Source organism: Bacillus sp. BD48 (genome assembly GCF_046566805.1).
GTDB classification, from domain to species: domain Bacteria; phylum Bacillota; class Bacilli; order Bacillales; family Bacillaceae; genus Bacillus; species Bacillus safensis.
Map to the genome: position 1 here is coordinate 724,462 of NZ_JANGFM010000001.1, position 12,061 is coordinate 736,522.

Below are 12,061 nucleotides of genomic sequence, written 5' to 3' on the forward strand. Positions count from 1 at the left end.
ACTTTCTATTTCTTTTGTTTTTTCTGAATTTTCACTATGTAAAGAGCCTAGCACAAACGTGTGAACAAATTCATTATAATGAATAGAATAATTTATTGCAATATCAATTTCATATATTTTTTAAAAACGTAAATGGGGATAAAGAGGGATTTTTATAAACTAAAGTCTCAATCACTTCAACAAATTAAAGCGTAAATTGATTAAAATAATTTAACAAATTCAGCAGGAATAATGTTTTATACATATAATTAATCATCCTTTTTAACAGATATTTGTTATTTTATCTAAAATTTTAAGTGTCAATAGGCATGATGAGAAGGTCACATAATGGCTTCGTGACTTTTTCATGGTCATCCTTTATAATAGATAGACATATTGTTGCGATGAAAAAGAAGAGTACATATATTCACCATTTACAGAGAGTCTGCGGCCGGTGTGAGCAGATAATGGCATGTATGGAATGGGCTTTGGAGCAGCTAACCGAACACTTCCAAAAAAGTGAGTAGGCTTAGACGGAGCAGTCTCCGTTATCAACGTCTTGAGTGATTTCTATGTGAAATAACAAGGGTGGTACCACGGTTCATTCGTCCCTTTTCTGTTGAAAAGTGACGGGTGGGCCTTTTTATATTGAAGAAAAGAGGTTTTTAGTATGACAAAGAAGACAATTTTTTCAGGCATTCAGCCGAGCGGTTCTGTCACATTAGGGAACTATATTGGAGCAATGAAGCAATTTGTCGATTTGCAGCATGACTATAATGGCTATTTTTGTGTCGTAGATCAGCATGCGATTACAGTGAGTCAGGACCGATTAGCTCTCCGCCAAAATATTAGAAGCTTAGCAGCTCTTTATTTAGCTGTTGGACTTGATCCAGAGAAGGCGACATTGTTTATCCAATCAGAGGTACCTGCTCACGCCCAGGCAGGATGGATGCTGCAATGTGTTGCTTATATTGGGGAATTAGAAAGAATGACCCAATTTAAGGACAAATCCGCTGGTAAGGAAGCTGTTGTTTCAGGCCTATTAACGTATCCCCCATTAATGGCTGGCGATATTTTATTATATGGTACTGATTTAGTCCCTGTTGGAGAAGACCAAAAGCAGCATCTTGAATTGACTAGAACGCTTGCTGAACGCTTTAATCGAAAGTACAATGACATCTTCACTGTGCCTGAAGTGAAAATTCCAAAAGAAGGCGCTCGGATTATGTCTTTAACTGATCCAACGAAAAAAATGAGCAAATCCGATCCGAACCAAAAATCCTTCATTACCTTATTAGATGAACCAAAGCAGCTTGAAAAGAAAATTAAAAGTGCTGTGACGGATTCAGAAGGCATCGTGAGGTATGACAAAGAGAACAAGCCTGGAATTGCCAACTTGCTGACGATTTATTCTGTATTAGGCAACATATCGATTGCAGAGCTGGAGCAAAAGTACGAAGGCAAAGGGTATGGTGAGTTTAAAGGAGATCTTGCGAACGTTGTCGTTAATGCTTTAAAACCTATTCAAGATCGTTACTATGAACTCATTGAATCAGACGAGCTTGACCGTATTCTAGACGAAGGTGCTGAAAAAGCAAACCGTGCAGCAAACAAAATGCTGAAAAAAATGGAGAATGCGATGGGTCTTGGCAGAAAACGCAAATAAAAAAAGCTTGCAGCACGACACGCTGCAAGCTTTTTCTAATTTACTTTTGATTCGTTTTCCATTTCCCAAAGCTTTTCGAAAAATGGCTGTCCTTTAATCATTTTTTCACAGAAGGCTAAATGATTCTCTGACCACCCATCAATCGTCTCATTGTAAAGCATGTTCCAAATCTCTTCGAATGACATTCGTTTGATTTGGTTGTACATGCGCGGGTTCCATTCCGTATACCAATACGCAATTTCTGCCCTATTTTGGAGTCCTTTTAATTGATCGAGCGCCATAAACATCAGCTGCTTCAGCTGTCTTTCTTTTCTCGTTAATCCGCTGATATGCTGCGGCGGCAGTGATAGGATGTGATACTCTTTCGTCGATTCAAGGCTGTCCTTAGAAAATTCATATTCCTCTGCCTTCACATCTTTCACCATTTCATACACCAATTGCTCCTGCCTTGGGATCAAGCGGCTTTTTCTCACAGGTATGGAATACCCAATCGTATCCACGGCAATGATTCGTATGCCGTCTGTGACCACAAAGCAATACTCTAATTTACGGCGTTCATGATTTTTTCGAATATATGATTTCTCAAATACAGACTCTAGCAGCGTCTTTGGCAGCTCTGAAAGATCATTTTCTATGTAATCAAACAAAGGACTCTGCACCTTAAGTAAAGGCACTTGATCTAACAGCTCAACGCTGTCCTCCTTGCGCCACTCATGAAAATGACACACATTGTAGCCATTTTCTTCCCCTTCAAACCAATTCACCCATACGTCATGAAGAAATAACATAACCAATCCCTCACTTTATAAAAACTGTTGTCCACAGTATGGGCAAGGGATAGAGAAATTATTCCAACTTTATCAAAACTTCAAGCTGAGCGAATGATGGCTTCATGTTTATTTCAATCAGGAAACGGAGAGCGCATGCAGAGCCCCTTTAAACTTTACTTTAGTTTTTTAGGATCAAGCGCATCTCTCAGCCCATCTCCTAAAAAATTAAAGCATAAAACAGTCAGCAAAATGAATAAACCTGGAAAAAGCGGATACCACCAAGCTTGCACCATAATCGAGAAATTTTGCGCATCTTGCAGCATGTTGCCCCAGCTTGCCGTTGGCGGCTGAATACCAAAGCCAAGGTAGCTGAGCGTTGATTCAGCTAAAATCACGGAGCCTACTTTTAATGTAGCCGATACAATAATAGGACCGATACAGTTCGGTAAAATATGCGAAAAGATGATGACATGATTTTTCGTTCCAATGGTTCTCGCCGCAAGTACGAACTCTCTTGTTCGAAGTGATAAGAATTCACTGCGTATGAGCCTGGCCGTTGTTGTCCAGCCGGTCAAAGCAAAGATTAAAATCAATTTATCAACGCCCGGCTTGAAAATGGTGACAAGCGTGATCAATAGAAAAATGTCTGGAATCGACAACACGACATCCACAAACCTCATTAACAAGGAATCAACAAATCCTTTGAAATACCCCGCGACCGCGCCAACGACAGTGCCAATGGTGATTGCACCGACCACTGAGACGAAACCGACTAATAAAGAGACCCGCGCGCCATATAGCACCCTTGAGAAAATATCGCGTCCAAACTTGTCAGTGCCCATAAAATGCTCAGCACTTGGCGGCTGAAGCCGCTTCAATAAATCTTGCTGCTCTGGTGCATATGGAGCAATCACTGGAGCGAAAATGGCAGAAAAGATAATGACCAATAAGATCACGGAGCCGGCAACCGCCAATTTATTTTTGAAAAATTTCTCGCAAAATAAACGCAGCATCGTCTCTGGCTTTGGCGGAAGGCCCTCCTTTAATTTGATATCAACAGGAGGTGTTCCCATATTAGGCTGTGCCAATTGTGCTTCAGCTCCCTTCTAATATTCAATACGCGGATCAACGATTGCATATAAAATATCCGCTATTAAATTTCCAACCACCACAAGCACTGCGGAAATAACGGTCATTGCCATAATGACCGGATAATCTCTCGAAAAGGCAGAATCAATGAACAGCTTTCCAAGTCCAGGCCATGTGAAGATTTGTTCCACCACGACTGCGCCGCCAATAAAGGATGGTATCATCAATCCGAAAATCGTTATGACAGGCATAAGACCGTTTCTTAAACCATGCTTAAAAATGACTTTGTTTTCTCTAAAGCCTTTCGCTCTTGCTGTGCGAATGTAATCCTGCCTCATGACATCAAGCATACTCGACCTTGTGTACCGGGTCAGCCCAGCCATATCAGCCGTTGCTAAAACAAAGGCTGGTAAAATGATGTGATGGAGCCGGTCAAACACATTAAAATCGGCATTCAAGGTAGAGACTCCGCCAGTTGGAAACCACCCTAAGTTCACGGATAAAACCATAATGAGGATGAGACCAAACCAAAAGTTTGGAATAGCCAGTCCGATAAAAGATGTAACCGTAATGCCATAGTCAAGCTTTGTATACGGACGTTTTGCTGAAAGAACACCAAATGGGATAGCAATCAGCAGGGCAACTAATGTAGAAAAGATCATGAGGATGAGGGTATTTGGCAGCCGGGCAAAAATCAAATCAGCCACGGGCGTTCCCTTTTTGACAATGGATGTGCCAAAGTCACCTTGAAGCATATTGCCAAGCCATTTCATATATTGCACATATTCAGGATCGTTCAAGCCGTACTTATCAATAAAGGCTTCCCGATCTGCCGCACTAATGGTAGGGTCCATCATGAGTGACATCGGATCGCCTGGTGCTGCTTTCATAATGGCAAAGGACAAAATGGTAATCCCCAATAAGATGGGAATCGACAGCAATGTCCTTCTAATGATATATGTAACCATATGCACAACTCCTTTTTCATCGGATCGCCATTCTGTGAAAAAAAGGCCAAAATGATGTTATTTTAGCCTTTTGTCTTCTTTTCAGCGTGATATGAAAACCCTTGAATCCTCGTGCTGAGCGGAGCGAACGAAATGATCTTTTTAGCACCCGCAGAGAACTGACACCGAATGCAAGGGATTGTTCTCACGGTGAAAGGGGAGAATTCTCCCCCTTCTTCACTAGCAGTCTACTGTTCAAGCCACCATTTTTCGATTTTGTAATACTCATCTTTCGGGTGGTAAGAATAGCCTTGGAGATTAGATGGCATAGCACGATGTGAGTTAGCATAGTAAAGGAACGTATACGGCTGATCTTCTGCGATCAGTTTATAAATTTTTTCATACGCCTTTGAATATTCTTTTCGATCACTTAATTTTTTAGCATCAACTAACAGCTTATCGACCTCTTTATTTTTATACCAGATGTTATTTAAGCCTTTTTCAGACTGGCTTGAGTGGAAGATGCTGAACTGATCAGGGAATGTCGCAAGGCTCCAGCCGAGCAGCAGTGCATCATAATCCCATTTAGGTGCTGTCGTCTGCTCAATGAGTGCACTGAATTCCACAATTTGCGGTTTTGCTTCTACACCAATTTCTTTCAGCTGCTGCTGGACAACGACAGCGATATCTTCACGAACTTTGTTTCCTTGGTTGGTCTTTAATACAAAGGAGAATTTCTTACCATCCTTATCAAGATAGCCATCTCCATCTGTATCCTCCCAGCCCTCTTCTTTCAGCATCTTTTTCGCTTTTTCTTGATCAAATTCAAACACAGGAACACTTTCATCCTTTGGATAGTTCCATGACAGCGGACTTTCTGGGATGTTGGCTACTTTGCCGTCTCCATCTAACACTTGATCAACAATCGTTTGACGATCAATGGCATGTGTCAGCGCTTGACGGACCTTTTTACTTTTAAAGAGTTCATTTTTCTGGTTCCAGCCAATGTATGAATAATTGAGTCCTAAATCAGATTCAATTTTAATGTTGCTCACTTTTTCAGCTGTTTGCAGCTCGGATCCTGGTACAGCAAAGAAATCAATATCTCCTGCTGACAGCTGGGCAACCGCTGCATTCTGATCAGGAATCGTTTTAATCGTGACGGTATCAAGGTAAGGACGTCCATCCCAATAATCGTCAAAGGCTTCTAGTTTAACGTAGTCTCCTTCTTTCCATTCTGCAAATTTAAATGGACCTGAACCGATTGGTTTTTTTCGGTTAAATTCGTTTTCACCGAGATCTTTTATAGGCACATCACCTAAAATATGCTTAGGTAAAATACCGTAGCTTCCTAGTGTGACATTATAAAAATAGGGATCTTTTTTATTGAGCTTGAATTCGATCGAGTAGTCCCCTGTCTTTTTAACAGACTCTAATACTTCAAAGCCTGATCCGCGCTCCCCATTGTAGTCCTTATTGATTGGAATGCTGTATGTAAACACAACATCATCAGCAGTCAGTTCTTCACCATCATGAAACTTCACACCTTTTTTAATGGTGACATCAAACTGCTTGCCGTCATCAGATTCTTTAATATCCTCTGCCAGCGATAGCTGAGGGTTCAGCTTTCCGTCGGTTTGAAGTAAAAAGCTGTAGATTCTTTCCTCAATATCAGAGCTTGCTACATCTGTAGAATACAGCGAGTTAAATAATGTCGGCTCTGCAATTGAACCGATGACAAGATCGCCGCCTTGTACAGGTTTACCAGTGGATTTCTTTTCACTGTCTCCAGACGTTTTATTTCCACCAGAACAAGCAGCAAGGATTAATGTAAAAATCATCAGTAAACTGACCAAAATGGACTTTCTATTTCTAACTTTCATAGACAATTCCCCCTATCTTTTTTTAAAAATAATGACAGAATCCTGTTTCATCCCCCCTCTCAAAGATGAGATTATACAAGCTTGATCAAGCGTTGTAGAGGTGGCAGGCAACAAAGTGGTTCGTTTTTAATTCCTCAAATGCTGGTACTTTTTCTTTACAGATTTCTTTCGCATGCGGGCATCTTGTGTGAAATACACAGCCTTTTGGCGGATTCGCAGGACTCGGCAGGTCACCTTGCAGCATAATGCGTTCTCTTTTCGTCTGCCCTTTTTTACGGGTGACGGGAACAGAAGAAAGCAGGGCCTGTGTATACGGATGGAGCGGTTCATCGTACAGACTGTGCTTATCGGCAAGCTCCATCATTTTGCCGAGATACATGACGCCGACTCTATCGCTAATATGCCTGACCACACTTAAATCGTGAGAGATAAATAGATAGGTAAGATCAAATTCCTCCTGAAGCTCCTCCATCAGATTAATGACCTGCGCCTGAATGGATACATCAAGTGCTGATACAGGCTCATCTGCGATGATCATGTCGGGATTCATGGCAAGTGCACGAGCGATGCCGATTCGCTGCCTCTGCCCGCCTGAAAATTCATGGGGATAGCGGTTCGCAAAGCTTGGATGAAGACCTACCTTTGATAAAAGCTGTTCTACTTTTTCATTTCTTTCTTTTAAGGAATATAAGTGATGTGTTTTGTAGGGTTCTTTGATGATGCTTCGAAGTGTTTTTCTAGGGTTGAGTGATGCAAAGGGATCTTGAAAAACCATTTGGATGTTTTTTCGTGTAGATTGTCTTAGCTTTGATTCTGATACGCGCGAGATGTCTTGCCCTTTAAAAAAGATTTGACCGTCAGTTGGTTCATATAGGCGGATCATTGTCCGGCCTAATGTGGATTTACCACATCCTGACTCTCCAACAATGCCCAATGTTTCACCTTTATAAATCTTCAAGTCTATGCCGTCAACAGCTTTCACTGCACCGACTTTCTTCTGAAAGACGCCCGCTTTAATCGGAAAATGTTTTCGAATCTGTTTCAGCTCAAGGATCGTTTCTTTCTCTAGTAATTCCGTTATTTGTGTTTGATTTTGAGTAAGGGTCATGTTTGGTCTGCCTCCTCATATAAGAAACATCTGACGCTTCTGCCATTTTCAAATGTTCTCAGCTTAGGCAGCTCTCCCAGGCAGCGTTCCTTCACTTGCGGGCATCTAGGAGCAAATCGGCAGCCAGCTGGAAGCTGATCTGGCGCAGGAACATTCCCTTTGATCGCTGTTAACGGCTGTATGTCTCCGTCAATGACAGGAATCGATTCAAGCAGCCCTTCTGTGTAAGGATGAAGCGGCTGTTCAAACAACTCTTCGACGGTCCCGTTTTCAACAACCTGTCCGCAGTACATGACAATCACACGATCTGCAACTTCAGACACGACACCTAAATCATGTGTGATAAGAAGAATAGATGTACCAAAGGTAGAGCATAAATCTTTCATTAATGTGAGTACCTGGGCTTGAATGGTCACATCTAGGGCAGTTGTCGGCTCATCTGCAATGAGAAGCTTCGGATCACAGCTTAGCGCAATGGCAATCATCACTCTTTGCCGCATGCCGCCTGATAAACGGTGCGGATAATCTTTCATGATTTGCTCCGGACGGGAAAAACCAACAAGCTTCAGCAGATCAACCGCTTTTTTGACCGCTTCTTTTTTTGAAAGTTTTTTGTGATAGATGAGGATTTCTGTTATTTGTTCTCCGATGGTTAAGACGGGATTAAGTGAGGTCATGGGTTCCTGAAAGATCATAGATACATCATTACCGCGGATGCTGCATAATTCCTTTTCACTGTATGTAACAAGGTCCTTTCCATCAAGTTTGATGGAACCGTCCATAATTTTCCCACCCGTTCCATGAATCAGACCCATAATGGATAAGGACGTAATGCTTTTGCCAGACCCAGACTCACCGACTAATGCGACAGTTTCTCCTCTATTGATGCTGAAATCAACGCCATCAACAGCAGGTATCGGTTCCTTTTTTCGAAAAAAATAAGTTTTTAAGTTTTGCACTTCAAGCAGCGTGCTCATTCATTCGCCCCTTTCTCCATAGATCAATAGAATTGAACCTGAATATTCCGTCTTTTTAAAATAAAAAGAATTATTTGTATATTATTACATCGTTATGACGAAATCAAGAAGTATTTAGTAAATTTGTAATATGTCTCTTTTTATGCGAATTATTCACTTTGTGATTCTATCGCCTTTAAAAAGGTTTCTGCCGGCTCTGCAATCATCGACTCCTCGCTGATTCGGTGCTCATTGAAATACTTTTTCACGATATAAAACCCAGTGGCGTAACCAAGCATTTTAGGGTAGTTCCCTTTTCCATAAAGAAGATTCTGTATCAGCCTTTCGTCGTCCTGGACTTTTTGATCTAGATGTCCAGATACCCATTTCTTGTACATGCGCTGAAGCTGATCTTCGCTATAGAAGGTGGTCCATTTCGCTGTGTAGCTTTCTCCATATCTATGATACACAGCATATTCAGCGAGCCCCTCCATCATGATTGTATCGAGGAATGTAAAGTCTTTTTCTTCTTTTGTGAGAAAATGCAGCCTGCATACATGGTGATATTCATGAGTCAGCAATGTACCGATTCGCTCCTTCGGGGTATTTGGAGACAAAAAAAGAAAGACCTTGTCATCAAATGCCATGCCGGATTGATAATAAAACTGCTCTCTGATTTCTCTGCTGGTCTCATTGACAGGTAAAATAAACACAGGAATATCTGGACCTTCCCACTGTTTTTGAAGCGTTTGATATTCTTTCATGACAAGCTTGAAGTACCCTTTTTCCTTTTGCTTGTCGATCATGTTTTGGCACGAACTCCAAGACCGAACCATCCCGTGATGCTGCAGGTGAGCGAGGATAGACGACCATTCTTTTTCCTCGGCCCCTTTAAAATAAGGAACAAAGCGCGCTGCAAGCTCCTGAAATGATGATGATTGTTGAATGAGATATTGTGTATTGATCAGACCCATACCGCTGAACACCTCCATTTTCATCATATGCAAAAAAGCGGCGATCTGTTTATCGATCGCCGCTTTCTCAGGAAGTATTACGCTTCGTATTTTTTGAAAATAATTGTCGCATTATGCCCGCCAAAACCAAGTGAGTTACTTAAAGCAACTTGTACTTCTTTTGAACGTGCTTCATTTGCTACATAATCAAGATCACATTCTTCATCCGGTGTTTCAAGGTTAATGGTTGGAGGAATGACGCTGTCTTTAATCGCAAGAACAGAGAAAATGGCTTCTACTCCGCCTGCTGCGCCAAGTAAGTGACCTGTCATTGATTTTGTCGAACTGATTGCAAGCTGGTTCGCATGCTCGCCGAACACTTCTTTAATCGCCATTGTTTCAAATTTATCATTGTAAGGTGTGCTTGTACCGTGGGCATTGATATAATCAATTTCTTCCACAGACAAACCTGCATCTCGAATCGCTTCTTGCATTGCACGGACGCCGCCTTCACCGTTTGGAGCTGGCGCTGTGATATGGTAGGCATCTCCAGTTGAACCATAACCAACGATTTCTGCATAAATGGTCGCACCACGTTTTAACGCATGCTCAAGTTCTTCAAGAACAATGATTCCTGCACCCTCACCCATGACAAATCCGTCACGGTTTTTGTCGAATGGACGGCTTGCTGTCTCTGGATCAGGATTTGTCGAAAGGGCTTTGTTCGCACAGAAGCCTGCAAACGACATCTTTGTTAACGGCGCTTCTGTTCCGCCTGTGATCATCGCATCTGCATCGCCGCGCTGAATGACTTTAAATGCATCACCAATTGAGTTTGTACCTGTTGCACATGCTGTCACTGTACAAGAGTTAACCCCTTTTGCGCCAAGTGCAATAGAGATTTGGCCTGTCGCCATATCAGGAATCATCATTGGGACGAAGAATGGACTTACGCGTCTTGCCCCTTTATTTGAATACACTTCGAACTGCTCTTCAAATGTTTCAAGTCCGCCAATACCAGACCCAACCCATACACCAACACGCGGTGCGATTTCATCTGTGATTTCAAGACGTGAATCTTCCAGCGCCTTTTGAGCAGCAACGACTGCATATTGCGTAAAGCGTGCCATTTTACGCGCTTCTTTTTTCTCCATGTAATCTTCAATGTTAAAATCTTTTAGTTCTGCAGCTACTTTTGCGGTATATTCACTTGAATCGACACGTGTGATCGGCCCAACCCCTGATACACCCGCTAAAGCATTTTTCCATGTTGACTCTACATCGTTGCCAAGTGGTGTCAAAGCACCTAAACCTGTAACAACTACTCGTTTCTTATCCATTAATTTGTGCACCCCACTCTTTTATCGGCCCCATCGCATAGCGATTGCGCCCCAAGTTAATCCGCCACCAAAACCAACCATTACAATCACATCGCCGTCATGAATTTTTCCGGCTTCGATTTCTTCACATAGTGAAATTGGAATAGAAGCTGCTGATGTGTTTCCATATTTATGGACAGTCTTCGACATTTTTTCAACTGGCAGCTCTAAGCGTTCGCGTGCTGCTTCCATAATGCGAATATTTGCTTGATGCGGGATCAAGAAATCAACGTCTTCTTTTGATAGTCCAGCTTTTTCAATGACGTTTACACTTGACTCGCCCATTTGTCTTACAGCAAATTTAAATACTTCTCGTCCATTCATGATTGTATGATCTTTTTCATCTAAGTACAAGTGCTTCCCGCCGCTTCCATCTGCTCCAAGTTCAAATGATAGAATTCCTTTGCCTTCGCTGACTTCTCCCAGCACAGCAGCTCCAGCTCCATCTCCAAACAAAACAGCTGTATTGCGGTCATCCCAGTCGGTAATGCGAGAAAGCTTTTCTACACCGACGACAAGCACGTGTTTGTAAGTTCCTGATTCGATAAATTGTTTTCCAGTAACAAGCCCATACATAAAGCCAGCACACGCAGCGCTAATATCCATTGCACATGCTTTATGTGCACCGAGCTGCTCTTGAATCATACAAGCAACTGTCGGAAATGCTTGATCTGGCGTGACTGTCGCCACAAGAATCATATCGATATCTTCTGCAGCCACATCTGCGTCAGCTAATGCTTTTTTTGCAGCAGCAAGCGCCATATGAGATGTATTGACATCATCAGATGCAATTCTTCTTTCTTCTATACCTGTTCTAGTACGAATCCACTCGTCAGAAGTTTCAACCATTTTTTCTAAATCATGATTTGTTAATACTTTTTCAGGTATATAGCGGCCAAGGCCAATAATTCCAGCATTCATTGAATAAGACTCCTTTTACTCATACGAGCATGTGATATTGTGATCTTATATTAGTATCTGGTACTAATTTTACCTTATTTTTTTCTTCTTGGCAATACAAACGTCTAACCTTTCCTCTCACTTTTTTCATAGATTAATGATATATACCAATAGTAGAAAGGAACATGTGATATGGCGCAAAAAGATATTTTCTCAGCAATGATGTTTGGACAGCCGATTGAAAAGGAGAAAAGTAAGACAGAGGCAAAGGAGGAACGTGCGGAGACATCTTCAAGTGATGACTCGATTGACTACATGCATGTCATGAATCAAATTGGGAACATTATGAACTCCATTGATGAGCTGAAGCCTGTGTTTAAAGATGTTGGGCCTATGATTAGTGCTTTTAAGAAAAAATTATCATAAAAAAA

General features: G+C 41.7%; 11 protein-coding genes and 1 other annotated feature. Of the genes, 2 read left to right on the forward strand and 9 right to left on the reverse strand.

Going from position 1 to position 12,061, the window contains the following annotated elements; translation table 11 throughout:
- The first annotated feature begins 374 nt into the window (after positions 1 to 374).
- Positions 375 to 595 (forward strand) — a binding site (T-box leader).
- Between the two features lie 54 nt (positions 596 to 649).
- Positions 650 to 1,645 (forward strand): tryptophan--tRNA ligase, encoded by a 996-nt coding sequence (gene trpS, locus ACLGGR_RS03780; RefSeq protein ID WP_142944504.1) that lies wholly within the window; start codon positions 650 to 652, stop codon positions 1,643 to 1,645.
- Between the two features lie 35 nt (positions 1,646 to 1,680).
- On the opposite strand, the gene ACLGGR_RS03785 is transcribed toward trpS, so the two are convergent.
- From ACLGGR_RS03785 to ACLGGR_RS03825, 9 genes are all read right to left on the reverse strand, one after another.
- Positions 1,681 to 2,433, reverse strand: a complete 753-nt coding sequence (locus tag ACLGGR_RS03785; protein ID WP_039177811.1) for a YjbA family protein — start codon at positions 2,431 to 2,433, stop codon at positions 1,681 to 1,683.
- A 155-nt stretch (positions 2,434 to 2,588) separates the two neighbouring features.
- Entirely contained in the window at positions 2,589 to 3,488 is a 900-nt protein-coding gene (gene opp4C / locus ACLGGR_RS03790; RefSeq protein WP_142945012.1) for an oligopeptide ABC transporter permease, read from the reverse strand.
- 33 nt (positions 3,489 to 3,521) lie between these two features.
- Positions 3,522 to 4,472 carry an ABC transporter permease gene (locus ACLGGR_RS03795; protein ID WP_034621771.1) on the reverse strand — a complete coding sequence of 317 codons (951 nt, stop codon included), beginning with the start codon at positions 4,470 to 4,472 and terminating at the stop codon, positions 3,522 to 3,524.
- A 227-nt stretch (positions 4,473 to 4,699) separates the two neighbouring features.
- A complete protein-coding gene (locus ACLGGR_RS03800) occupies positions 4,700 to 6,334 on the reverse strand; it encodes a peptide-binding protein (protein ID WP_410972523.1) in 1,635 nt (544 codons plus the stop codon).
- Positions 6,335 to 6,419: 85 nt separating this feature from the next.
- On the reverse strand, positions 6,420 to 7,442 hold the full coding sequence (locus tag ACLGGR_RS03805) for an ABC transporter ATP-binding protein (protein WP_410972524.1): 1,023 nt from the start codon (positions 7,440 to 7,442) through the stop codon (positions 6,420 to 6,422).
- Positions 7,439 to 8,419 carry an ABC transporter ATP-binding protein gene (locus tag ACLGGR_RS03810; RefSeq protein WP_142944501.1) on the reverse strand — a complete coding sequence of 327 codons (981 nt, stop codon included), beginning with the start codon at positions 8,417 to 8,419 and terminating at the stop codon, positions 7,439 to 7,441. The genes ACLGGR_RS03805 and ACLGGR_RS03810 overlap by 4 nt, the downstream gene beginning before the upstream one ends.
- A 149-nt stretch (positions 8,420 to 8,568) precedes the next feature.
- Positions 8,569 to 9,372, reverse strand: a complete 804-nt coding sequence (locus tag ACLGGR_RS03815; protein ID WP_410972525.1) for a DUF2268 domain-containing putative Zn-dependent protease — start codon at positions 9,370 to 9,372, stop codon at positions 8,569 to 8,571.
- Between the two features lie 77 nt (positions 9,373 to 9,449).
- Positions 9,450 to 10,691: a beta-ketoacyl-ACP synthase II gene (gene fabF, locus ACLGGR_RS03820; RefSeq protein WP_251215656.1), complete on the reverse strand. Its 1,242-nt coding sequence runs from the start codon at positions 10,689 to 10,691 to the stop codon at positions 9,450 to 9,452.
- Positions 10,692 to 10,712: 21 nt separating this feature from the next.
- Positions 10,713 to 11,651, reverse strand: coding sequence for a beta-ketoacyl-ACP synthase III (locus ACLGGR_RS03825; protein WP_024425052.1), 939 nt, complete (start codon positions 11,649 to 11,651; stop codon positions 10,713 to 10,715).
- A gap of 171 nt (positions 11,652 to 11,822) precedes the next feature.
- Between ACLGGR_RS03825 and ACLGGR_RS03830 the strand changes: the two genes are divergently transcribed.
- Complete coding sequence (locus tag ACLGGR_RS03830) at positions 11,823 to 12,056, forward strand: hypothetical protein (RefSeq protein WP_142944498.1); 234 nt, start codon at positions 11,823 to 11,825, stop codon at positions 12,054 to 12,056.
- Positions 12,057 to 12,061 lie beyond the last annotated feature (5 nt).